The organism is Enterococcus columbae DSM 7374 = ATCC 51263 (assembly GCF_000406925.1).
In the GTDB taxonomy this organism is placed as follows: domain Bacteria; phylum Bacillota; class Bacilli; order Lactobacillales; family Enterococcaceae; genus Enterococcus_E; species Enterococcus_E columbae.
This window is the reverse complement of the sequence record NZ_KE136350.1, coordinates 46,465-68,482: the sequence shown is the minus strand read 5'-3', so window position 1 is coordinate 68,482 and position 22,018 is coordinate 46,465. Positions and strand designations below refer to the sequence as shown.

General features: G+C 38.2%; 16 protein-coding genes. 12 read left to right on the top strand and 4 right to left on the bottom strand.

What is annotated here, in order from left to right; all coding sequences use genetic code 11:
• Positions 1-8 precede the first annotated feature (8 nt).
• From RK02_RS09475 to RK02_RS09455, 5 genes are all read left to right on the top strand, one after another.
• Positions 9-524, top strand: a complete 516-nt coding sequence (locus tag RK02_RS09475; RefSeq protein ID WP_016184020.1) for a GtrA family protein — start codon at positions 9-11, stop codon at positions 522-524.
• A 2-nt stretch (positions 525-526) separates the two neighbouring features.
• Complete coding sequence (locus tag RK02_RS09470) at positions 527-1,543, top strand: glycosyltransferase family 2 protein (RefSeq protein WP_016184019.1); 1,017 nt, start codon at positions 527-529, stop codon at positions 1,541-1,543.
• Positions 1,544-1,809: 266 nt separating this feature from the next.
• Positions 1,810-4,725 carry a glycoside hydrolase family 3 protein gene (locus RK02_RS09465; protein ID WP_016184018.1) on the top strand — a complete coding sequence of 972 codons (2,916 nt, stop codon included), beginning with the start codon at positions 1,810-1,812 and terminating at the stop codon, positions 4,723-4,725.
• A gap of 212 nt (positions 4,726-4,937) precedes the next feature.
• Positions 4,938-5,423 carry an RNA polymerase sigma factor gene (locus RK02_RS09460; RefSeq protein ID WP_016184017.1) on the top strand — a complete coding sequence of 162 codons (486 nt, stop codon included), beginning with the start codon at positions 4,938-4,940 and terminating at the stop codon, positions 5,421-5,423.
• On the top strand, positions 5,413-6,594 hold the full coding sequence (locus RK02_RS09455; protein WP_016184016.1) for a hypothetical protein: 1,182 nt from the start codon (positions 5,413-5,415) through the stop codon (positions 6,592-6,594). Before RK02_RS09460 ends, RK02_RS09455 begins: the two co-directional genes overlap by 11 nt.
• Before the next feature lie 65 nt (positions 6,595-6,659).
• On the opposite strand, the gene RK02_RS09450 is transcribed toward RK02_RS09455, so the two are convergent.
• From RK02_RS09450 to RK02_RS09440, 3 genes are all read right to left on the bottom strand, one after another.
• Entirely contained in the window at positions 6,660-7,064 is a 405-nt protein-coding gene (locus tag RK02_RS09450) for an organic hydroperoxide resistance protein (RefSeq protein WP_016184015.1), read from the bottom strand.
• Positions 7,048-7,494 (bottom strand): MarR family winged helix-turn-helix transcriptional regulator, encoded by a 447-nt coding sequence (locus tag RK02_RS09445; protein ID WP_016184014.1) that lies wholly within the window; start codon positions 7,492-7,494, stop codon positions 7,048-7,050. The genes RK02_RS09450 and RK02_RS09445 overlap by 17 nt, the downstream gene beginning before the upstream one ends.
• A 66-nt stretch (positions 7,495-7,560) precedes the next feature.
• Complete coding sequence (locus RK02_RS09440) at positions 7,561-7,824, bottom strand: metal-sensitive transcriptional regulator (protein WP_016184013.1); 264 nt, start codon at positions 7,822-7,824, stop codon at positions 7,561-7,563.
• Between the two features lie 152 nt (positions 7,825-7,976).
• Between RK02_RS09440 and RK02_RS09435 the strand changes: the two genes are divergently transcribed.
• From RK02_RS09435 to RK02_RS09415, 5 genes are all read left to right on the top strand, one after another.
• Positions 7,977-8,297, top strand: coding sequence for a rhodanese-like domain-containing protein (locus tag RK02_RS09435; RefSeq protein ID WP_016184012.1), 321 nt, complete (start codon positions 7,977-7,979; stop codon positions 8,295-8,297).
• Positions 8,294-9,961, top strand: a complete 1,668-nt coding sequence (locus RK02_RS09430) for an FAD-dependent oxidoreductase (RefSeq protein WP_016184011.1) — start codon at positions 8,294-8,296, stop codon at positions 9,959-9,961. The genes RK02_RS09435 and RK02_RS09430 overlap by 4 nt, the downstream gene beginning before the upstream one ends.
• A complete protein-coding gene (locus tag RK02_RS09425; protein WP_016184010.1) occupies positions 9,951-10,253 on the top strand; it encodes a rhodanese-like domain-containing protein in 303 nt (100 codons plus the stop codon). The genes RK02_RS09430 and RK02_RS09425 overlap by 11 nt, the downstream gene beginning before the upstream one ends.
• Positions 10,254-10,476: 223 nt before the next feature.
• A complete protein-coding gene (locus tag RK02_RS09420) occupies positions 10,477-11,634 on the top strand; it encodes a cation:proton antiporter (protein WP_016184009.1) in 1,158 nt (385 codons plus the stop codon).
• A 451-nt stretch (positions 11,635-12,085) separates the two neighbouring features.
• Positions 12,086-12,994, top strand: coding sequence for a helix-turn-helix domain-containing protein (locus RK02_RS09415; protein WP_018451743.1), 909 nt, complete (start codon positions 12,086-12,088; stop codon positions 12,992-12,994).
• 82 nt (positions 12,995-13,076) lie between these two features.
• On the opposite strand, the gene RK02_RS09410 is transcribed toward RK02_RS09415, so the two are convergent.
• Positions 13,077-14,039 carry a biotin--[acetyl-CoA-carboxylase] ligase gene (locus RK02_RS09410; protein WP_016184007.1) on the bottom strand — a complete coding sequence of 321 codons (963 nt, stop codon included), beginning with the start codon at positions 14,037-14,039 and terminating at the stop codon, positions 13,077-13,079.
• Between the two features lie 378 nt (positions 14,040-14,417).
• Here RK02_RS09410 and rpoB point away from each other — a divergent pair, with 378 nt between their 5' ends.
• Positions 14,418-18,026 (top strand): DNA-directed RNA polymerase subunit beta, encoded by a 3,609-nt coding sequence (rpoB, locus tag RK02_RS09405; RefSeq protein ID WP_016184006.1) that lies wholly within the window; start codon positions 14,418-14,420, stop codon positions 18,024-18,026.
• 110 nt (positions 18,027-18,136) lie between these two features.
• Complete coding sequence (gene rpoC / locus RK02_RS09400) at positions 18,137-21,793, top strand: DNA-directed RNA polymerase subunit beta' (protein ID WP_016184005.1); 3,657 nt, start codon at positions 18,137-18,139, stop codon at positions 21,791-21,793.
• The last annotated feature ends 225 nt before the right edge of the window (positions 21,794-22,018 follow it).

Genomic DNA, 22,018 nt, shown 5'->3' with positions numbered 1-22,018 from the left:
GAAAATGAATGGGTCAATCAAAAAGTAAGCTTTTAACACCAATTAAAAATTTTCAGCAAAAGCATCCTGATTTATATGAATTTATTTTGTTTAATATCATGAGTAATGTTGCAACCATTACGAATTTTATTGTACTATGGATAGGAACAGGAATTTTGTTTACGAAATTAGCAACAATTCCCTTTCATTGGTTTATTTTTAACTACGATAGTAAACAAGGGGGACTAGGTGGCTTTTTAAGCTTCTTATTAGCCTATATCTGTGCGCAAATAGTCAATTTTATCGTTCAACGAAAAGTGGTTTTTTCGGCTACTGTTGAAATAAAAAAAGTCTTGCCTTGGTATATTTTGACGGTTACGGTTGCTGGGATTATTTCGGTATGGCTACCACCTTATATTATCCAACAGCTAACACCAGTCGTGGGTGATTTTGCAGCGACAATTGCCAATGTGGTAAATATTGTGATTCAAGTAGTTATTAATTATCCAATGATGAAATTTGTCATTATGAGGAAAGATCGTTAAAAATGAAATTATTGAGTATTATTGTCCCTTGCTACAATTCTCAAGATTATATGGAGCGTTGTATTACTTCTTTGCTTGTTGGGGGCGAAGCAGTTGAAATTATTATCGTCAATGATGGTTCAAAGGATGAAACAGCGGCGATTGCTGATCGTTTTGCTAGTCATTTTCCATCTATAGTTAAGGCTGTTCACCAAGAAAATGGTGGTCATGGGCAAGCGATTAATACGGGCCTTGCACATGCAAGTGGTGAGTATATTAAGGTTGTTGATAGTGATGATTGGGTTGATGCCAATGCCTATCAAGAGATTTTAGCCTTTTTAGCTAGCCAAACAAATCTTGCTGAGCCGGTGGATATGCTGATTAGCAATTATGTTTATGAAAAACAAGGGGCAAAACGCAAAAAGGTGATTGAATACACCTCGTTTTTACCAACAAATCAATTATTTAGTTGGGATGCTACCAAGCGTTTTCCAGTGGGGAAATATCTATTGATGCATTCAGTGATTTATCGTCGTCAATTGCTGATTGATCATACCTTACAATTACCAAAGCATACCTTTTATGTTGATAATTTATATGTTTTTGAACCACTCCCAATGGTTAAAAATATGTATTATTTAAATGTCGATTTTTATCGCTATTACATCGGTCGTGAAGATCAATCAGTCAATGAAAAGGTGATGATTGGTCGCATCGATCAGCAGCTAGCGGTAAATCGCCGGATGGTTCATTACTATTCTGATGCCAAGCTTACAGATGATAGCTTGCAGGCTTATATGTTGAAATACTTAGAAATTATTACCACGATTTCATCTATTTTATTAATTCGTGAAGGCTCGAAAGAAAGCTTGCAGAAAAAAGAGGCGCTTTGGCAATATATTCGCCAACAGGATGAACAACTCTACCGTAAATTACGCCGAGGCTTATTTGGTGTGGGGGTGCATCTGCCTGGTAGATTAGGACGTAAAACAGTGGTTGGTTGTTATAAGCTAGCTCAAAAAATGTATGGATTTAACTAAAGAAAAAAATGACTGTTTCGATGTGTAAACAGTCATTTTTTATTTTGGTAATCAGGGAGCCTTGCTGCTATTTTTAGTGTTAAATCTATTCATGCAAAATATGTAGTAGAATTGACAAGTTATGAATAATTTGTAGGAAAGCGTTTTAATTTATTTATACTAATAATTGTAAAAAGGTTTTCAAAATGGACAATAAAAGAAGGGAGTTAGTAATTTTTTTGAAAGCGCTGATTTTTTAATAAATAATATTGGGAGGTTCATTTGAGATGAAGAAGTATGGAAAAATTATTATTCCAATTGCAATTATTGCTGCAATTATTGCAGGTGGTGCTTTTTATTTACACAAATTAAGCCAAGATGGCGTATTAAATATGGCTGATGTTTATGCAACCATTCAAAAGGTTTCTGTTTACTTTATTCCAGTTGCTATTTTAATTATCGCTGTATTAGCGGCTTTAATTATTTTTAGAAAGAAAGATAAAAAGTTCAAATTTTGGTTAAAAGGCGAATCAACCGTTGTTGTCTTAGTCGCTTTATTACTTACTGTTAATACGGTATTGTTCGGACCAATGGCTAATTTGTTTAATTTACGTTATGCTAAGTTAAATAATGTTCAAGCAAATACACTAAAGACTAATGAAGAAACGGTCAAACAAATTGCTAATGAAGGAACTGTTTTATTAAAAAATACAGATAATTACTTACCATTGGGCACTCAAACGAATAAATTAAACGTTTTTGGCTGGGCTTCAACTAGTCCAGTGTACGGAGGAACTGGTTCAGGTAATGTCGATACTAGTCATGCAGCTAATATTTTAAACAGTTTACAAAATTCAGGCTTTGAAACAAATAAAGAGTTGACTAAATTTTATACTGACTATCGTAAAGATCGCCCAGTAGTGGGGATGTGGGCACAAGATTGGACCTTAGTAGAACCAAGTAGAGATAAGTATACGGATACGATGCTTTCTTCTGCCAAACAATTTTCTGATACAGCTTTAGTAGTTATTTCTCGTGTAGGCGGAGAAGGTGCTGATTTACCGACTGATATGACTGCTAAAGGTGTTACTTATAAAGGAAATAAAGGTGATTTTACTGCCGGTCAACATTTCTTAGAATTAAGTAAAACTGAAAAAGACATGGTCAAAATGGTAACGGATAACTTTAAAAATGTCGTCGTTTTAATTAATTCTGCGAATCCGATGGAATTAGGTTGGTTAAATGATTATGCCAATATCAAGGCAGCATTATGGATGGCTGGACCAGGAGCGCAAGGCTTCTCTGCTTTAGGAAAAATTTTAAAAGGTGAAGTGAATCCATCTGGTCGTCTAGTGGATACTTATGTTTATGATTTGACTAAAACGCCAACCTGGAATAACTTTGGGGCTTTCGCCTACAAAGATAGTGAATACAAATTCGTTAACTATGCTGAAAGTATTTATGTTGGTTATAAATTTTATGAAACCTTCTATCAAAATGATGAAGCTGGTTATCAACAAGCTGTTCAATATCCTTTTGGTTATGGCTTGAGCTATACAACTTTTGAGCAAAAAATGGGTAATTTGCAGACAGATAAAAATGGGAAAATTAGCGTTGATGTAACGGTGAAAAACACTGGTAAAACAGCTGGTAAGGAAGTTGTTGAGGTTTACTTCACCCCACCATATACTGAAGGTGGAATTGAAAAAGCAAGTACAAACCTATTAACTTTTGCTAAAACCAAAGAATTGGCACCTGGTGAAAGTCAAGTAGTGAAGGTTGACTTCAATCAAGAAGATTTAGCAAGTTATGATAGCCAACAAGCCAAAGCTTATGTACTAGATCAAGGGGTTTATACAATTAGCTTAAAAGCGAACGCTCATGAAAGTATTGATCAAAAGACGTTAACTATTGGTCAAACGCTAATTTATGATAAAGATAACAAACGTAGTAGTGATAAAACAGCAGCTACTAATCAATTTGCTGATTTTACGACTGGTGAAGTAGATTACTTAAGCCGAGAAAATCATTTCGCTAATTACCAAACAGTAACAGCTCGTCCAGTTGAACGCACATTAACTGCTAAGGAAAAAGATGGATTATCTAATGTAACAACTTATAAAATTGAGAATAATCAAGCAGACAAAATGCCTAAAACAAATCAAAATAATGGTTTAAGTGCGAATGATTTAGTTGGTAAAGCATATGATGATAAAAAATGGGATCAATTATTAGATCAATTAACCATTAAAGACATGAAAAATATTGTGGCTTATGGTGGATATCAAACAGTTGCCGCCAAATCTGTAGATAAATTACAAACTTATGATTTTGATGGCCCTGCTGGTATTAGTAGTTTCTTTATTCCAGTAAAAGGAACAGCCTTTCCATCAGCGACGATGATTGCAGCAACTTGGAATAAAGATTTAGCCAAAGACCGTGGCCTAGCTGTAGGACAAGAAGCAGCTGAGTTAGGTATTTCAGGTTGGTATGGTCCAGCGATGAATATTCATCGCAGTGCCTTTGCTGGTCGTAATTTTGAGTATTACTCAGAAGATGCCGTGCTTTCAGGGGTAATGGCAGCTAACGAAATTGCTGGGGCTAAAGAAAAAGGTGTTTATGCTTACATGAAACACTTTGCATTAAATGATCAAGAGACGAATCGGACGAATATGCTATTGACTTGGGCAAATGAACAAACCATTCGTGAAATCTACTTGAAGCCTTTTGAAATGGCCGTTAAAGATGGTGGTGCCACAGCTGCGATGTCTTCATTCAACTACATTGGTAATCAATGGGCTGGTGGATGTAGTGCCTTATTACAAAATGTTTTACGTGATGAATGGGGCTTTAGAGGATTAGTATGTACAGACTACTTTGGTGGTTATGGTTATATGGATGCGGATAAAGCGATTCGTAACGGTAATGATATCATGTTATCCACTACTGGTGAAACGGGTGCCACTGTTGATGATGATGAAAGTGCTACAGCTGTAAAAGCGATGCGTACGGCAGTTCATAATGTATTATATACCGTCGTTAATAGTCGTGCTTATCAAGACTATCAACCAGGATTACACTTAATGAATTGGCAAAAACAAGTGTTGAAAATCGATGCTGCAATTGTGGTTGTCATTTTAGCACTACAAGGCTTATTAGTAGTTATCTACATGAAGAAATATCGCTCTACTAAAACAAAATAAGTCTTTTAAGACAAAAATATGGTAATAAGTTCCCCTTAAAATTATGCGAATAGACGTAGCTAAGAAAAAATAGCTACGTCTATTCGCTTTTTTATTTTGTTAGGATTGGGTGAATGATAGTCGGCCAAGGCATTCTTTGTTAAAATAAAGCTAGCGATTCTTGTAATGTTTAAGTGATTGAAACGTATTTTAGATGAAAGGGGGCGCGTGTGATGGATGAAAAAGTGGTAGAAGCTAGCTATCTGGCGTATGCACAGCCTTTGTTTTTGTATGCGCTATCACTAACGAAGGATGAACAAAAAGCAGAGCAATTGGTTAGTGATGCCTATTATAAGCTACTTTGCCAAGCACAAGCCCCTGCTCAGATAAAATTTTGGTTATTGCGTGTGGTTAAAACAAGCTTTATCGATCACTATCGTCGGCAAAAATATCGGCAAACCATCAATTTAGCGCAGCAACAAGCGACCTTTACGCCAAGCTTTGAAGTAGCAATTTTGCAAAAGGAGCGCAATCGTCGGTTATATTTCGCTATTTTATCATTGAAATATCCATATAATGAACTGATCTTGCTTTTTTATTTTGCCGATTGCTCGACTGCAGAGCTCGCGCAATATTTCCAATTATCGATCAATCAGGTTCGGGTGTATCTACATCGAGCACGCAAGCAATTAAGGGAGGTGTTAGCAGATGAAAACTAACTTATTAGATTTACTAGCAAAATATCGAAAAAACCAAGCGACACCAGAAGAAATCGCCTATATCAAAGAACGCTTAGCTGAGTTTCAGGAATTACAGGATTTAGCATTAGAAGAGGAAAAGATTGATTGGGAGGAATTGGACTTAAGCTTAGAAGATGAACAATTGAAGCAAAAGATCAATCGACAGATCAAGAAGAACTACTTTAAGACGATATTGACAACGATTGGGCTTTTACTTGTATTGCTAGGAGTAAGCGCTATAGTTTTACCAAAGCTTGTAGATAAGTTTTATTATGATCCAATTACTGAGCAAGGAGAAAAGCTTTCACCGTTTACCTTATCCTTAGTAGTAGCGAATGAATTGCAACAGCCTTATCGTTCGTTAAATGAAATCAAAATTGATGCACTTGGCTTTGGTAATTATGATATTTATATCAATTTTACCGAAGAGGGGCAGTCAAACACTAATTACGAGCCCCTTTCAAAAATGCAGCTTAGAAAAGGAAGAATGCTACAAGTGGATACCTCTATCTTTAGAAAAACAGCTTCGTTGCTAAGACTGCCAAAGCAGAGTTCGGCGACCGCAAAGGAAATGTTTGCTCTACAAAAAGAACACATGCTCCAACAACTAGCAACCTTACCACCCTACAGTCAGATCTATGCTTCGTTAGCCTTTGAACCGAATATGGATTTAGCGCAAGTGAAAAAGCTAGATGAAGAAAAAAATACGCATATTTATTGGTATGGTGTTCAGCCACCAAATGATCAAACCTCTATAATGGGCTTTGCTGCTTATGGAGGCGTTCCTTATACCTTAATGTTTAACAACGAGGCTAAAAATTATCTAAATCAGCTCAATCAAACCTATCCTTATCTTTTTATAGGAATTAAAAATGGCGAGGAATATCCTGAGAATTATCAATTTTTACGCTTTCAATCAATGCTAGCATTTATGCTAGATCATGAAGCGGATTATCAACAGCTTTTTCACCAAGAGTATCTTACAAAAGAAATCAAAGCTTATCAGCGATTGTTGAAGGATGAAGCCAATTTTAAAATCAGTAGTATTTATATGGTGACAACTGTTGATTCTTTAAAGAAAATACTGACAGAGCACCCCGAATGCTTTGCAAAAATTCAGCAGATTGAGCTATATAATCAAAATTTTTAATAACGTAAAAAAGTCAGGAACCATGCTTGATTCCTGACTTTAATTATTTAAAAACGTAATCGTTATTAGACGATTTCAAATTGTACATCGATATTGTTACGTGTCGCCTTAGAATAAGGACAAACTTCGTGAGCTAAGGCAGTTAAAGCTTCTGCACGTTCTTTGCTAGCTCCTTCAAGATGGACTTCTAAAGTGACTGCAACTGAAAAGCCAGTTGCTTCATCAGACATTAAGGCGACTCTAGCGCTAACTGTACTTGGATAGCTTTCACCTTCATTTTGCATAACTAGTCCAAGTGCGCCGTTAAAGCAAGCACTATAAGCAGCTGCAAATAATTGTTCTGGGTTAGTTGCCCCTTCTACACGTTTACCAGGAGCAGTTGTTTTATAAGCAAAAGAACGATCTGGAGAGAATACTTCACCTTCGCGACCACCGATACTTGTTACCTTTGTTTCATACATTTTTTTCATCCTGCATACCTCCTAGAGTTTGCGATAATTGATTTAATTGTTGTAGTAAGGAAAAATAATTCGCTTCATCAGCCGTCAATACAGATAGGCAATTGCAAACCGTGTCCAAAATAGTCGGCTTTAGTTTTTTGGCTTTAGCAGTTAGAGAAATAATCACTCGTCTTTCGTCATCTTTAGCGCGGCTCCGGAGTACATAATCCCTTTGTTCTAAGCGCTTGATTAAAGGAGTCAATGTACCGCTATCTAAAGCTAAGCGTTCGCCTAACTGACTGACGGTTTGATGGTCTTCTTCCCACAAAGCTAGTAAGGTCAAATATTGTGGGTAGGTTAAATCAAAAGGCGCTAAAACTTTATTGTATAAACGATTAAAGGTTTTATTCGCTCGATACAAAGCGAAGCACAATTGATTATCTATAGTTGGCTGAATCATGAAAATTATCCTTTCTGAATTTAATTGTACACAATTTAATTTTATAAAACAAATATCTTGCTCAACTTATTTTTTGATGATTAATTGAATGGCTTGTTCAATTTTTTCTTTTTGAAGCTCAGGATTTTCGCTAGGCTCTTCCAAGCATTTTTTGAAATTTTCAGCGACAACTAATCCCATCACGCGATCAATGCTGGAGCGTACGGCACTTAATTGGGTGACAATATCGATACATTCTTTTTCTTCATCAATCATTTTTAAAATCCCACGAATTTGTCCTTCTGTACGCTTCAAACGATTACTGATTTTCTTTTTATCGGCTATTTCCATTTTTTCTTCCTCCGTGTTGATACCTATATGGGTACTATAAAGTATCCTAGGAATTTTGTCTAATAATAATGAACGAAATCAAAGTAATTGACAAAAATTGCTTCTTGATTTTAAATATACCCTATAAGGTATATAAAAGAGGTGACAGATAAGTGTTAACTATTTTTAAAGCAGTCCCAACCATGACGATAGCCGAGCTAAAAACTAGCTTAAAAAATCGCCAAATGGTGTTGTTAGATGTGCGTACAATCCAAGAATACCGTAGTGGGCATATTAGAGGAGCGAAAAATGTTCCTTTAAACCGTATAAATACCTATCAGGGGGATAAAGAAAAACTACATCTAATCATTTGTCAATCAGGTATGCGCAGCAAACAAGCAGCCAAGTTTTTACAAAAGCAAGGCTATCAGGTTAAAAATATTCGCGGGGGGCTCAATCGTTGGGACGGACCGCTTGTAGGAGGAAAAGAATGATGAAACATCCTAAAATTGTCATCGTTGGTGGAGTTGCAGGAGGAATGTCTGCGGCGACGCGCCTAAGACGTTTACTAGAAGAGGCAGAAATTATTGTATTAGAAAAAGGGCCCTATGTGTCATTTGCAAATTGCGGACTCCCCTATTATCTATCTGGTGAAATTGCTAATCGAGAGCAGTTGTTAGTCCAAACGAAAGAAAAGCTCAATCAACGCTTTAAACTAGATGTACGCGTCAATCATGAAGTCGTTGCTATTGATCGTAAGCAAAAATTATTACAAGTGCTGCATCAAGGAAAAACGGAAAGTCTCGCTTATGACTATCTCATCTTATCCACTGGTGCCAAAGCCTATATACCGGATCTGCCTGGTATAGATCAGGCTAAACAATTATTTAGCGTTAGAAATATTCCGGATATAGATGCGATTATGAACAGTCTACAAACTGGTCAGGTCAAAGAGATAACAGTTATTGGTTCTGGCTTTGTCGGCTTAGAAATGGTTGAAAATCTAGCTAAACGTGGCTTAAGGGTTACCTTAATTGAACAAGCCAAGCAAGTCTTGCCAGCACTAGATGAAGAAATGGCTGTCTTTATTGAAGAAGCGCTGCAACAAAATAAAGTGAACGTCAAAACCAATGTGGCAGTCAGTGCCTTTTTAGAGGAAGGGCGAATCTTACAGCTTTCTGATGGCAGTCAGCTAACAAGTGATTTGACCATTTTAGCTATCGGTGTGCAGCCTGCCACTCAATTAGCCCAGCAGGCAGGTTTGACTTTGGGCTTGAGGTCAGGCATTGTTGTCGATGAACACTTCAGAACGAGTGATCCTGCGATTTTTGCGATTGGCGATGCAATTGTCGTCAATCAACAAATTAGTCAGCAGGCGGCTTTAATTTCACTCGCTTCTCCAGCGAATCGACAAGGTAGGCAATTAGCAGATGTGATAGCTGGCTTGAAACGTACGCATCGGGGAAGTCTAGGGACGGCCATTGTTCGGGTTTTTGAACAGGTTGCTGCCTTTACAGGTCTAACCGAAAAAGCTGTCAAAGCGCTCAATCTCCCTTATCAGGTAGTACACACATTGGGCAAAAGTCATGCTAGCTACTATCCAGGAGCTGAAGACATCTTATTAAAATTGATTTTTCATCCCCAAACAGGTAAAATTTACGGCGCGCAAGCTATCGGTAAATCAGGAGTGGATAAGCGAATGGATGTTTTAGCAACAGCGATTAAAGCGAATCTGACGGTTTTTGATTTACCTGAATTAGAATTAAGCTATGCCCCGCCGTTTGGCTCGGCTAAAGATCCAGTAAATATGTTAGGGTATGCGGCGATGAATCTCATCGAAGGTCTTAGCGAAACGATTCAGTGGCATGAATTAGCGGAACAATTAGCCCAAGGCAAGGTTTTATTAGATGTGCGTACGGAAGAAGAGTATGAAAAAGCACACATTAAAACTGCATATTCGATTCCACTTGATGAATTACGTGACCGTTTATCTGAACTGAATCCAGCAAAAAGCTATATCGTTAGTTGTTATAGTGGTTTACGTAGTTATTTAGCCGAAAGAATCTTAAAACAAAATGGCTTTAAGGTACAAAACTTAGATGGTGCTTTTTATCTATATTCTCATGCAATGAAAGGAAGAAATATCGATGTACAGTAGTATGGCTAGTGATGAATTTTATCAATTCTATAAACAAGGAAATCAACAGGCAATTTTAGATGTTCGAGAAAGCGACGAGTTTGCAAGCGGGCATATTCCAAACGCTCAGCATTTACCATTAAGCTTATTAATGGAAGAAGCGGTTGAGCTAGAGCCTACACAGACTTATGCGGTCATTTGTCACTCAGGTGCACGCTCAGCGTTAGCTTGTCAAATTTTAGCCAGTCAAGGTTATCAAGTAATCAATGTTTTAGGTGGTATGTCAGCTTGGAAGGGTGAAATTACCCAATAAAGTAATATCGGGTTTCTAATGAGGAGAAGTCAGTCAAAAAATTGATTGGCTTCTTTTTTTAAAATAACTAAAAAATAAAATAAATTAATCTAAATTTGAAAAAATAGTTTTAAATAAAGTTTGCTAATTCGCATTTTAATGTGCCAGTGCTTTTTCTTATATTTTTTCATAAAATATGTGTATAATGGAATTAAAGAAAAAATATGGGAGGAATTGAATTTATATGGCATTTATTGGAACGCTATGTCTAATCTTGGTATTAACGGCTTTAGCGGCGCATCTTTGTAGGAGAATAGGTATTCCTGGAGTGGTGGGTCAATTATTAGTTGGCTTAATTGTGGGTACAGGTGGCTTGCAATGGATTCATTCAGATGAATTAATTCACATTTTTTCTGAAATTGGTGTGATCCTGCTGATGTTTTTAGCTGGGCTAGAAAGTGACATGGCTTTATTGCGTAAGTACTTTAAACCGGGAATGCTAGTAGCGATTTTTGGGGTCATTTTTCCGTTATTGCTAGGTACAGGTGGCGGATTTGCTTTTGACGTAACCAAAACGGAAGCCTTCTTTTTGGGTGTCGTATTAGCAGCGACTTCGGTTAGTATTTCGGTTGAAGTATTGAAAGAACTGCAAGCGGTCAACACGAAAGAAGGATCGACCATTTTAGGTGCCTCGGTAGTAGATGATATCTTAATTGTTCTAGTATTGAGTATTAGTTTAACTTTCCTTGGCGGTAATCAAGGCAACGACCAGTCTATTGGCATCACTTTATTGCAACAAGGTATATACTTTGTGTTGATTTATCTACTGGTTAAATGGATTGCGCCATATTTGATGCACCTATCCGAAAGAATTTATACGACAGCCTCAGTGATTATTATGTCGCTAGTGATTTGTTTAGGTATGTCTTATGTGGCTGACTTTGTTGGTCTAAGCTCTGTAATCGGTGCTTTCTTTGCAGGGATTGCAGTTGGGCAAACCAAGGTTAAAGAACAAGTTTTTATTAATGTAGAATCAATTGGTTATGCGATTTTTATTCCAGTATTCTTTGTAAATATTGGTTTAGAAGTCGAGCTCTCAAGTGTAGTCACGTACTTCCCATTCATTTTAGCTTTTGTCGTGATTGCGGTAATTTCTAAATTGTTCGGTGGTTATCTAGGTTCAAAAATGGCTGGTTTTTCTAATAACAGTGCTTGGATGGTCGGCGCAGGAATGATTTCACGTGGAGAAATGGCGTTAATCGTCTTACAAATCGGTTCACAAGGTGGCTTGATTCCAGAACAATATTTTGCCCCAATGGTTATCACCATCTTAATCAGCACGCTCGTCTCACCATTAATTTTAAAATATTTCGCCAAAAAGGTCTTAAAACACCAAGTCTAATCACACCAAGGATGTGAGACGGGTCGAATAGCTCCGAGCAGCTAAGATTGTCCAGAATGGTAGGAAAATCCGGGATATTTAAAGATTTTCCTACCATTTTGGCTTAGATGCAAGGGAGCTACCCGTCGAACACGGATTACCTCAAGGATGTGAGACGGATCGAACAGCTCCGAGCAGCTAAGATTTTCCTACCATTCTGGCTTAGATGCAAGGGAGCTACCCGTCGAACACAGATTATACCAGGGATGTTTAGCGACTCGTTTAGCTACGAGAAAATTTGAGTGTTACTTGTTGGTTAATGTAATAATTTGGTTTAAATAAATAATATAGCAGGGATTATATGATATAATGATAGCGCTATCAGTTATTGGTAGAAATTTATCCTTAAAAGGGTTGGTGTAAAATGTTAGAGGAGTTGTTAACACCAAATATACAGAAGTGGTATCTTTTGATGTTAGAATTATCAGAAAAGAAATGCTTAAGTAGTGCGGAAATTGTCGAAAAATATGGTTGGAATAAACAGCTTTTTTATTATCATATGCGCCAAGTCCCATTAACAGATAGCGAGAAGAGGAGCCTTTGTAAGTTTGTGGATGATCAGCTCATTTTTTTGCCTAAAAAGGAAGTATCCACTTATCTTTTATTGATTCGTTTGTTAAAAAGCAATACGACTTTTCGTTTGTTTCGTTTATTGCTAGAACAAAAAGCTTATACGAATCATGAATTAATGGAGTATTTATACATTAGTAATTCTAAATTAAGAAAGGAATTGCTCTATCTTAGTCAATGGCTTTCGAGGTTTCATTTAAGTATTCGTTTTGCTTCTTATCCTGAGCTGATAGGCGAAGAATTAGTGATGAATTGGTTTCGCTTTATTTTCTGCTATTTTGATGCGGTGAATTACGATAAACACCCCTCCTTAGTTCATGCTACTAAAGAAGAAAATCAAAGTTATTTGGCCAGCTTTTATCATTTATTAGAACAGCAAAGTTTTGAAATAAGAAAGCTTAACTTCTTTTGGTTTAAACAATTAGTTGGCTGTGAAGTCTTTCGTTTAAATGAGCATCACTATGCACAATATCAGCTAGGGTTAAGTAAATTAGAGCGTAATTCTGCCGTAAGGATTCATCAAAGGGAAGAGTTTTTAACTTGGATTGCCCGAGTGGAAAGATACTATTATTATTTGGCGGTGGCTGATCTTTGTCGTTTTAAAAAGAACACGCCTTACGAAAGGATATGTGGCAATCTTTTAAAAGATAGTTTTCCTTGTTTTTACATAATGGAGCAAGCCAATCCTGAGTTAAGCAAATGTTTTTATCATCTATTATCCCCTTATATTGAGTTATCGCAGAGTAGTTAGTTCACTAGTAATCAATTGACTTTCAAAAAAAGCTAGAGTGCCTTTTACACGTTGAGCGTAGAAGACATTCCAGCTTTTTATTTTATTTAGGTGTTTCAATTTTTTCTAAACTAATTTCGCCGGAGGATAAAGAGAATACTTGATTTTTTGCCTGTACCACTAGTTCCCCTTTATCGGTAATTGCTTGGGCGATACCGGTAATTTTTTCACCGTTTTGCGAGAAGGTGACTTGTTGATTGAGCACAAATGATTTTTGTCGGTAGTAATCCAAATATTGCATATCCGGTAAGGCGATACATAATTCAAAAAAGTTTTGCCAAATCAAGCGAATCAGTTCATTTCTAGTAATCGTTGGTTGTTCGTGGAATAAAGCAGTCACTTTTTGACGTAACTCTTCAGGAAAATGCTCCTGTGCGATAAAGAAATTAATCCCAATACCGATAATGACATGGCTGATGCGCTGCGTTTCAAAATCACTGATCGCTTCGGTTAAAATCCCACAGACCTTCTTTTCACGAATAAAAATATCGTTGACCCATTTAATCGCTGTTTGTTCCCCTACTAATTGATCAATGGCGCTAGCTACTGCGACTGCTGACAAAATAGTATATTGGGGCAATTCTTGAAAGTTTTGATTTGGTGACAGTAATAAACTCATATAGATTTGCCCGCTTGGTGAAAAGAAGCTACGACCAAAGCGCCCATGCCCTTGGGTTTGTTCGTCAGCAATAAACAAGCCTTGTGTTAAATGTTGTTCAATCGCTGCTTTTTTCGCATCTTGCATAGTTGAAGCGGTGGATGGTTGATAAAAAATCAACTCCGCCGGTAAATATTGATTGCTGATTAAAGCTGGTTCAATCATATCGCTAGGTAATAAACGATAGCCGTTTGCTAAGTGGTCAAAACGATAACCGTTTTTTTCTAATTCACGTATCGCTTTCCAAATTGCTGTTCGGGAAACCTGCAGTTCATTGGCTAATTTTTCACCAGAGATGATTTGTTGATGCTCACGCATATAGGCTAAGATTTTTTGCTTGGTGTTCATTAAAAAAAGCACCTCCTTGTCGTTGATGTTATTTGCTTGTATTTTACCATAAAAATAATGGTTCTAGCATGAAAGAAAAGACTTAGAAAACTTTGCTGAAAATCAAGTGAAAACTTGACAATTCTATCGTTTCTATCTATAATATATAGATGCAAAAACTATCAAAAAGTATTATCAGTAGGAACGAAATATTGTCCGTTTCGGCTGTAGCATAAGGAAAACAAAAGTAGAACAGGGATTTTGAACACTTTCTATTTTTGATTTTTTTTTGCCTTTAAGCCGCAAAAAATACGCTTTGTCGCAAATTTTTAATCTTTGTAACAAAAATGTAATATTAATTGGTAGCTATTTTGAAAGATTTTTGAAGGGGTGAAGAGCTTGGCTGGACACGTAGTAAAATACGGAAAGCACCGCGAACGTAGAAGTTTCGCACGTATCAGTGAAGTATTGGAATTACCGAATTTGATTGAAATTCAAACAGATTCTTACCAATGGTTTTTAGATGAAGGATTACGAGAAATGTTTGAAGATATTTTACCGATTGAAGATTTTAACGGTAATTTATCATTAGAATTCGTAGATTATGAGTTGAAGACACCTAAGTATAATGTAGATGAAGCACGCGCACATGATGCAAACTATTCTGCACCTTTACATGTGACCTTGCGTTTAACGAACCGTGAGACAGGTGAAATTAAATCTCAAGAAGTTTTCTTTGGCGATTTCCCATTGATGACTGAGCAAGGAACATTCATTATTAACGGGGCAGAACGTGTTATCGTATCACAATTAGTTCGTTCACCAGGTGTTTATTTCCACGGAAAAGTAGATAAAAATGGTAAAGAAGGTTTCGGATCTACTGTGATTCCAAACCGTGGTGCATGGTTAGAAATGGAAACAGATAGCAAGGATATTTCTTATGTACGTATTGACCGTACACGTAAAATCCCATTAACTGTTTTAGTTCGTGCATTAGGTTTTGGTTCAGATGACACTATTTTTGAAATCTTTGGTGATAGCGAATCATTACGCAATACAGTAGAAAAAGATTTACACAAAAATGCTAGTGATTCTCGTACAGAAGAAGGCTTAAAAGATATTTATGAACGTCTACGTCCAGGCGAACCAAAAACAGCTGACAGCTCACGAAATCTTTTAAATGCTCGTTTCTTCGATCCAAAACGTTACGATCTAGCAGCAGTTGGTCGTTATAAAGTCAACAAAAAATTAGACTTAAAGACACGTTTATTAAACTTAACTTTAGCTGAAACTTTAGTTGATCCTGAAACTGGTGAGATTTTAGTTGAAAAAGGCACTGTTTTAACCCACCAAGTGATTGATAGTATCGCTGAACAATTAGAAAATGGTCTAAATAGCGTGACGTACTATCCTTCTGAAGATGGGGTAGTAACTGATCCAATGACCGTTCAAGTGATTAAAGTGTTCTCTCCACGTGACCCAGAACGCGAAATCAATGTGATTGGGAATGCCTATCCAGATATGAACGTTCGTACGATTCGTCCTGCTGATATTATCGCAAGCATGAGCTACTTCTTAAACTTAATGGAAGGAATCGGTAAAGTAGATGATATCGACCACTTAGGAAACCGTCGTATTCGTTCAGTAGGTGAATTATTACAAAACCAATTCCGTATTGGTTTAGCTCGTATGGAGCGTGTGGTACGTGAAAGAATGTCGATTCAAGACACTGAAACCTTAACGCCACAACAATTAATTAACATTCGTCCAGTAGTGGCAAGCATCAAAGAATTCTTTGGTTCTTCTCAATTATCACAATTCATGGACCAAACTAATCCGCTAAGTGAGTTAGCCCACAAACGCCGTCTATCTGCCTTAGGGCCTGGTGGTTTGACTCGTGACCGTGCTGGTTATGAAGTTCGTGACGTACACTACTCTCACTATGGTCGTATGTGTCCAATCGAAACACCAGAAGGTCCAAACATTGGTCTGATCAATAGTTTGGCTTCTTATGCGAAAGTAAATAAATACGGTTTTATCGAAACACCTTATCGTCGGGTAGACCGTGAAACTGGTCGAGTAACTGATCAAATCGACTACTTAACTGCCGATATCGAAGACCACTATGTTGTAGCCCAAGCCAACAGTAAATTAAATGAAGATGGTACCTTTGCTGAACCAGTTGTTATGGCACGTGCAACCAGTGAAAACTTAGAAGTAGCCGTTGAAAAAGTAGATTACATGGACGTATCACCTAAACAAGTAGTTGCGGTGGCGACTGCATGTATTCCTTTCTTAGAAAACGACGACTCTAACCGTGCCTTGATGGGTGCGAACATGCAACGTCAAGCTGTGCCACTAATCAACCCTAAAGCACCTTGGGTAGGTACTGGTATGGAATATAAATCAGCCCATGACTCAGGAGCTGCTTTATTATGTAAACATGACGGGGTTGTTGAATATGTAGATGCCCGTGAAATCCGTGTACGTCGTGAAGATGGTACTTTAGATATTTATCAAGTAACGAAATTCCGTCGTTCAAACTCAGGAACTAGCTACAACCAACGCCCATTAGTTCAATTAGGTGAAAAAGTAGAACGTGGCGATACTTTAGCTGATGGTCCTTCAATGGAAAATGGAGAAATGGCTTTAGGACAAAACGTTTTAGTTGCCTTCATGACTTGGGAAGGTTATAACTATGAAGATGCGATTATCATGAGCCGTCGTTTAGTTAAAGATGATGTATATACTTCTGTGCATATTGAAGAATACGAATCAGAAGCTCGTGATACGAAATTAGGACCTGAAGAAATTACTCGCGAAATTCCAAACGTGGGTGAAGATGCCTTGAAGAACCTTGATGAAATGGGTATTATCCGTATCGGTGCCGAGGTTAAAGATGGCGATCTATTAGTAGGTAAGGTTACACCTAAGGGAGTGACTGAATTATCTGCAGAAGAACGTCTATTGCACGCTATCTTTGGTGAAAAAGCGCGTGAAGTTCGTGATACTTCTCTACGTGTTCCTCACGGTGGTGGCGGTATCGTCCACGATGTAAAAATCTTTACACGTGAAGCAGGCGATGAATTATCACCAGGTGTGAATATGTTAGTACGTGTCTACATTGTTCAAAAACGTAAGATTCACGAAGGAGATAAAATGGCCGGTCGTCACGGTAATAAAGGGGTTGTTTCCCGTATTATGCCGGAAGAAGACATGCCATTCTTACCAGATGGAACACCAGTCGATATCATGTTGAATCCTTTAGGGGTGCCATCACGGATGAACATCGGACAAGTATTAGAGTTACACTTAGGTATGGCTGCGCGTGCGTTAGGTATCCACGTAGCTACGCCAGTATTTGACGGTGCGCGTGATGCGGATGTATGGGAAACGGTTCGTGAAGCTGGTTTAGCGCGTGATGCGAAAACCATCCTTTATGATGGCCGTACAGGTGAACCATTCGATGGACGTATCTCTGTTGGGGTTATGTATATGATTAAATTAGCCCACATGGTTGATGACAAACTACATGCGCGTTCAATCGGACCATACTCATTGGTTACCCAACAACCGCTTGGTGGTAAAGCACAATTCGGTGGACAACGTTTTGGTGAGATGGAAGTTTGGGCATTGGAAGCATATGGTGCTGCCTATACCCTACAAGAAATCTTAACGTACAAATCTGATGACGTGGTTGGTCGTGTGAAAACATACGAAGCAATTGTTAAAGGAGAACCAATTCCAAAACCAGGTGTTCCTGAATCATTCCGCGTATTGGTAAAAGAATTACAATCATTAGGTTTAGATATGCGTGTATTAGACATCGATGATCAAGAAATTGAACTTCGTGATATGGATGACGACGATGATTTAATCACTGTTGATGCGCTAACTAAGTTTGCTGAAAAACAAAAAGCGCAACAAGAAGCACAACAATTAGCTGAAGAAGAAGCGTTAGCAGCTAGCCAGTTAGCCGACGATGATGATGAGGCGTTTGAAGAATAGTAATTAGAGTAGTTTGAAGGAGGAACAAGCACACTTCAAGTAAGCCTGCTTGTTTTCCCTTCCTATCTCTGTTTAAATCGAGCGAGAAAAGGAAATGGAGGGAACCCCTTTTGATCGATGTAAATAAATTCGAAAGTATGCAAATAGGTTTGGCTTCTCCCGAAAAAATCAGAAGCTGGTCTTTTGGTGAAGTAAAAAAACCAGAAACCATTAACTATCGTACCTTAAAACCTGAACGTGAAGGGTTATTTGACGAACGTATTTTCGGTCCAACGAAAGACTGGGAATGTGCTTGTGGAAAATATAAACGTATCCGTTACAAAGGGATTACTTGTGACCGCTGTGGTGTAGAAGTGACTCGTTCTAAAGTTCGTCGTGAACGTATGGGCCACATCGAATTAGCTGCCCCAGTTTCTCATATTTGGTATTTCAAAGGTATTCCTTCTCGCATGGGCTTAGTTTTAGATATGAGTCCACGTGCGTTAGAAGAAATTATCTACTTTGCCTCTTATGTAGTAATTGATCCAGGTAATACTAGCCTAGAGAAAAAACAATTGTTGACTGAACGTGAATATCGTGAAAAACGTGAACAATACGGTCAAGAATTTACTGCTGCGATGGGTGCTGAAGCTGTTAAACAACTATTAGATGGCGTTGATTTAGAAGCTGAAGTCGCAGAATTAAAAGAAGAATTAAAGAGTGCGTCAGGTCAAAAACGTACACGTGCTATCCGTCGCTTGGATATTTTGGAAGCCTTCCGTTCTTCTGGCAACAAACCGAGCTGGATGGTAATGGATGTGATTCCGGTTATCCCACCTGATTTACGTCCAATGGTTCAATTAGAAGGTGGCCGTTTTGCAACCTCTGACTTGAACGATTTATATCGTCGGGTAATTAACCGTAATAACCGTCTAAAACGCTTATTAGACTTAAATGCACCAAATATTATCGTACAAAACGAAAAACGTATGTTACAAGAAGCTGTGGATGCGTTGATTGATAATGGTCGTCGTGGCCGTCCAGTAACTGGTCCTGGTAACCGTCCATTGAAATCACTATCACACATGCTAAAAGGGAAACAAGGTCGTTTCCGTCAAAACTTATTAGGTAAACGTGTGGACTATTCAGGACGTTCCGTTATCGTTGTTGGACCATTCTTGAAGATGTATCAATGTGGTCTACCAAAAGAAATGGCGATTGAATTATTCAAGCCTTTCCTAATGCATGAATTAGTGAAACGTGAATTAGCTTCAAACATTAAGAATGCGAAACGTAAGATTGAACGTCAAGAAGACGAAGTATGGGATGTTTTAGAAGATGTAATCAAAGAACACCCAGTCTTACTTAACCGAGCACCTACCTTGCACCGTTTAGGGATCCAAGCCTTTGAACCAGTCTTGGTTGAAGGTCGTGCCATTCGTTTGCACCCATTAGTATGTGAAGCCTACAACGCCGACTTTGACGGTGACCAAATGGCGGTACACGTACCATTAAATGAAGAAGCACAAGCTGAAGCAAGAATGTTGATGTTAGCGGCACAAAACATCTTGAACCCTAAAGATGGTAAACCAGTCGTAACACCATCTCAAGATATGGTCTTAGGTAACTACTATCTAACAATGGAAGAAGCTGGTCGTGAAGGTGAAGGCATGATCTTCCGTGATATGGACGAAGCGGTGACTGCATGGCGTAATGGTTATGTTCACTTGCATTCTCGTATTGCCGTAAATCCAAATGCCTTAGGGGACAAACCATTTACTGATGAACAAAAAGCGAAGTTAATGGTAACTACTGTTGGTAAGATTATCTTTAACTCAATCATGCCACAAGAATTCCCTTATCTAAACGAACCAAGTGGCTTCAACTTAACTGTGCAAACACCAGATAAATACTTTGTAGAACCTGGTACCGATATTAAAGCGATGATTGAAAGCCAAGAGTTGGTTTCACCATTTAAGAAAAAAGACTTAGGAAACATTATCGCTGAAGTCTTCAAACGTTTCAAAGTTACTGAAACTTCTCATATGTTAGATAGAATGAAAGACTTAGGTTACAAACATTCTACTTTAGCAGGTATTACCGTAGGGATTGCCGATATCATGGTTTTACATGAAAAACATGACATTATCGAAAATGCCCACAAACAAGTGGACAACATCACTCGTACTTTCCGTCGTGGTTTGATTACTGATGATGAACGATATGAACGTGTTATCGGTGTATGGAATGCCGCTAAAGACCAAATCCAACAAAAACTGATGGAAGGTTTGGAATCACGTAACCCAATCTTCATGATGTCAGATTCTGGAGCGCGTGGTAACATCTCTAACTTTACCCAGCTTGCCGGAATGCGTGGTTTGATGGCAGCGCCAAATGGTCGAATCATGGAATTACCAATCATCTCTAACTTCCGTGAAGGATTATCTGTCTTGGAAATGTTTATCTCCACTCACGGGGCTCGTAAAGGAATGACCGATACAGCCTTGAAGACCGCCGACTCAGGTTACTTAACTCGTCGTTTGGTTGACGTGGCCCAAGATGTAATTATTCGTGAAGACGACTGTGGTACTGACCGTGGTTTAGTAATCACAGCAATTAAAGAAGGCAATGAAGTTATCGAATCACTTGAAGAACGTATGATTGGTCGTTATACTCGTAAATCAGTGGTAAATCCAAATACTGGTGAAGTGATTATCGGTTCAAATGAATTGATTACTGAAGATATCGCCAAACAAATCGTGGATGCTGGTATCGAAGAAGTAACGATTCGTTCAGTCTTTACATGTAACACTCGTCACGGGGTATGTAAACACTGCTATGGCCGTAACTTGGCTACTGGTAGCGAAGTTGAAGTAGGGGAAGCAGTTGGTACAATCGCTGCGCAATCAATCGGTGAACCAGGTACACAGTTAACCATGCGTACTTTCCATACCGGTGGGGTTGCCGGAGACGATATCACTCAAGGTCTTCCTCGTGTCCAAGAAATTTTTGAAGCACGTAATCCTAAAGGGCAAGCCGTTATCACTGAAGTAACTGGTGAAGTCATCGAGATTAACGAAGAAGCTTCAACTCGTACGAAAGAAGTAACGATTAAAGGTAAAACCGATACTCGTACTTACACTGTACCGTTTACTGCACGTATGAAAGTGGCTCAAGGCGATATCGTCCATCGCGGTCAACCATTAACAGAAGGTTCAATTGATCCTAAACAATTATTGCAAGTTCGCGACGTTATCTCCGTTGAAACTTACCTATTACGTGAAGTACAACGTGTATACCGTATGCAAGGGGTAGAAATCGGCGACAAACACATCGAAGTAATGGTTCGACAAATGCTACGTAAAGTACGTGTGATGGATCCAGGTGATACCAATATCTTACCAGGTACTTTGATGGATATTGCTGACTTCAAAGACCAAAACTACGAAACAATCGTTAACGGTGGTATCCCAGCAACTTCTCGCCCAGTCTTACTAGGTATCACTAAAGCATCATTGGAAACAAACAGCTTCTTATCTGCTGCTTCATTCCAAGAAACAACTCGTGTGTTAACTGATGCGGCTATCCGTGGTAAGAAAGATCCATTACTAGGCTTGAAGGAAAATGTTATCATCGGTAAGATTATTCCAGCTGGTACAGGTATGCCTCGTTACCGTAACATGGAACCAAAAGAAGCTACTTTAACTAGCGAAAATGTTTACAGTATTTCAGATATTGAAGCACAACTAGCTGCTGAGGATGCTTTAAATAATAATGATTTGCTATAAAATCAATGAACTATTCAAAAAGGGTTCTTTGTCAACTAGTGTTGTTGGCAATTAAGTCGATGGGAGAGGAAGTTATTTTTTCGATGACTTTCTCTCCTGTTTTTATTTTCTTTTTCAATCGATGCTTTTTGTCAAACAGGCAGCTAAGCGTGCAAGGGTGACCGAGACGAAGATCGGTCACTTGCAAAGCCCTTGCACAAGCGAAAGCTCGCCTGTTACAATAGC

Bases quoted from the DNA above. Each gene is read 5' to 3' on its own strand.
- RK02_RS09475 (WP_016184020.1), top strand. From the start codon at position 9: ATGGGTCAATCAAAAAGTAAGCTTTTAACACCAATTAAAAATTTTCAG.
- RK02_RS09470 (WP_016184019.1), top strand. From the start codon at position 527: ATGAAATTATTGAGTATTATTGTCCCTTGCTACAATTCTCAAGATTAT.
- RK02_RS09465 (WP_016184018.1), top strand. From the start codon at position 1,810: ATGAAGAAGTATGGAAAAATTATTATTCCAATTGCAATTATTGCTGCA.
- RK02_RS09460 (WP_016184017.1), top strand. From the start codon at position 4,938: ATGGATGAAAAAGTGGTAGAAGCTAGCTATCTGGCGTATGCACAGCCT.
- RK02_RS09455 (WP_016184016.1), top strand. From the start codon at position 5,413: ATGAAAACTAACTTATTAGATTTACTAGCAAAATATCGAAAAAACCAA.
- RK02_RS09450 (WP_016184015.1), bottom strand. From the start codon at position 7,064: ATGAAAAAAATGTATGAAACAAAGGTAACAAGTATCGGTGGTCGCGAA.
- RK02_RS09445 (WP_016184014.1), bottom strand. From the start codon at position 7,494: ATGATTCAGCCAACTATAGATAATCAATTGTGCTTCGCTTTGTATCGA.
- RK02_RS09440 (WP_016184013.1), bottom strand. From the start codon at position 7,824: ATGGAAATAGCCGATAAAAAGAAAATCAGTAATCGTTTGAAGCGTACA.
- RK02_RS09430 (WP_016184011.1), top strand. From the start codon at position 8,294: ATGATGAAACATCCTAAAATTGTCATCGTTGGTGGAGTTGCAGGAGGA.
- RK02_RS09425 (WP_016184010.1), top strand. From the start codon at position 9,951: ATGTACAGTAGTATGGCTAGTGATGAATTTTATCAATTCTATAAACAA.
- RK02_RS09420 (WP_016184009.1), top strand. From the start codon at position 10,477: ATGGCATTTATTGGAACGCTATGTCTAATCTTGGTATTAACGGCTTTA.
- RK02_RS09415 (WP_018451743.1), top strand. From the start codon at position 12,086: ATGTTAGAATTATCAGAAAAGAAATGCTTAAGTAGTGCGGAAATTGTC.
- RK02_RS09410 (WP_016184007.1), bottom strand. From the start codon at position 14,039: ATGAACACCAAGCAAAAAATCTTAGCCTATATGCGTGAGCATCAACAA.